Genomic DNA, 1,401 nt, shown 5'->3' with positions numbered 1-1,401 from the left:
GCCCCCCCCGGGCCCTAGTTGCCTTTTGTCCCCCAAATACCCTGGCACGGTCGCCCGCCCCCCCCGCTGGGGGGCCGCCCCCGGCCGCCGCCGCCATCGCCGTGTCAGCCCGCCCGCACCGGCGCCAGCACCTGCTCGGCTCCCCTGGCGAGTTCCAGCTCCTCCCGGGCCCGCAGGACCAGCGCGGCCACCGCGGCACCGTCCGGGCTGACGACCCGGTCACCGTCCGCGGCGCATCGGACCCTGTCGGCCTCGATACCCAGTAGTCCCAAGCCCTCGGCCAGTGTCGCGACCAAGTCCGGCTGATGCTCCGCCACGCCGCCGGTGAACACGATCGCGTCCAGCCCCGGCAGACTCATCGCCACTCCGCCTATCTCCCGGCGCAACCGATGCAGGTAGACCTCAAGCGCGAGCACCGCATCGGCCTCACCCTCCGCCGCCGCGGCCTGTACCTCGCGCAGATCCCCGCTGGTCCCGCTCATCCCGGCCAGCCCCGACCGCCGGTACAGCGCGTCGACCATCCCGGCGGGCGACATCGACGCCGTCTCCATGACGTGCAGCAGCAGCCCGGGATCGATCGACCCGGACCTGGTCGCCATCGGCGGGCCCTCCAGTGGCGTGAACCCCATGCTCGTGTCGACGCTCCGGCCGCCGTCGATCGCGGTCACCGAGACCCCCGCCCCGAGATGACAGCACACCAGCCGCGCGGCGGCGGGATCGAGTCCCAGCATCTCGGCGGCGCGCCGCGCGACGTACCGGCAAGACAAGCCATGGAAACCGTAACGCCGCAGCCGCCCCTGCCGGGTCCACTCCCTCGCCAGCGGATAGTGCGCAGCGGCCGCCGGCAAGCCGACGTGGAAGGACGTGTCGAAGCAGGCGACCACGGGAAGAGCCGGGCACGCCCGCCGCACCGCACGGGCGAGGGCCACCGACTGCGGCTGGTGCAGCGGGGCCAACCGGCCGAGCCGCTCCAGCGCGTCGAGCAGCTCGTCGTCCACCAGTACGGGTTCGCCACGGGAACCTCCGTGCACGAATCGCACCGCGACCGCTTCGACCTCCCGCCCCCGCCCGACCGCGTCGGCGATCATCTTTTCGTCCACTATGGACTCTTTGGTCTCCCAGGCCGACCGGCCCACCGCCGTCCCGTCGACGACCAACGCGGCTTTGAGACTCGACGAACCGGGATTGAGGGTGAGCACACGCATCGTGATCTCCTTCGGCTTACCAATCCGGCCAAAAGTAGGCCGCCCCCCGTGGCACGTAACCGTTGCTGGGAAGTCATTCGACCGTGACTATGGTCGAATTGGTAATGATCGGCACAGTACTGACAAGCTGTCTCTTATAAAACTCTACGATCCCACGAAACAAAAAACCATCTCGGTTAGCCTGGTTGTGTGTGTA

2 protein-coding genes are annotated in these 1,401 nt (G+C 69.5%); one reads left to right on the top strand and one right to left on the bottom strand.

What is annotated here, in order from left to right; translation table 11 throughout:
- Positions 1-104: 104 nt before the first annotated feature.
- Positions 105-1,205 carry an acetate/propionate family kinase gene (locus ACFWY9_RS16110; protein ID WP_378328307.1) on the bottom strand — a complete coding sequence of 367 codons (1,101 nt, stop codon included), beginning with the start codon at positions 1,203-1,205 and terminating at the stop codon, positions 105-107.
- Here ACFWY9_RS16110 and ACFWY9_RS16105 point away from each other — a divergent pair.
- Positions 1,192-1,401 (top strand): hypothetical protein (locus ACFWY9_RS16105; RefSeq protein ID WP_378339168.1); only part of this gene is annotated, 210 nt, incomplete at its 3' end. The two genes, ACFWY9_RS16110 and ACFWY9_RS16105, sit on opposite strands and share 14 nt — an antisense overlap.

The sequence above is a fragment of the Amycolatopsis sp. NPDC059027 genome (genome assembly GCF_042739735.1).
Lineage (GTDB): Bacteria > Actinomycetota > Actinomycetes > Mycobacteriales > Pseudonocardiaceae > Amycolatopsis.
Note: the sequence above shows the minus strand (reverse complement) of the source record. Positions and strands in the feature narration are given on the sequence as shown.

Bases quoted from the DNA above. Each gene is read 5' to 3' on its own strand.
- ACFWY9_RS16110 (WP_378328307.1), bottom strand. From the start codon at position 1,205: ATGCGTGTGCTCACCCTCAATCCCGGTTCGTCGAGTCTCAAAGCCGCG.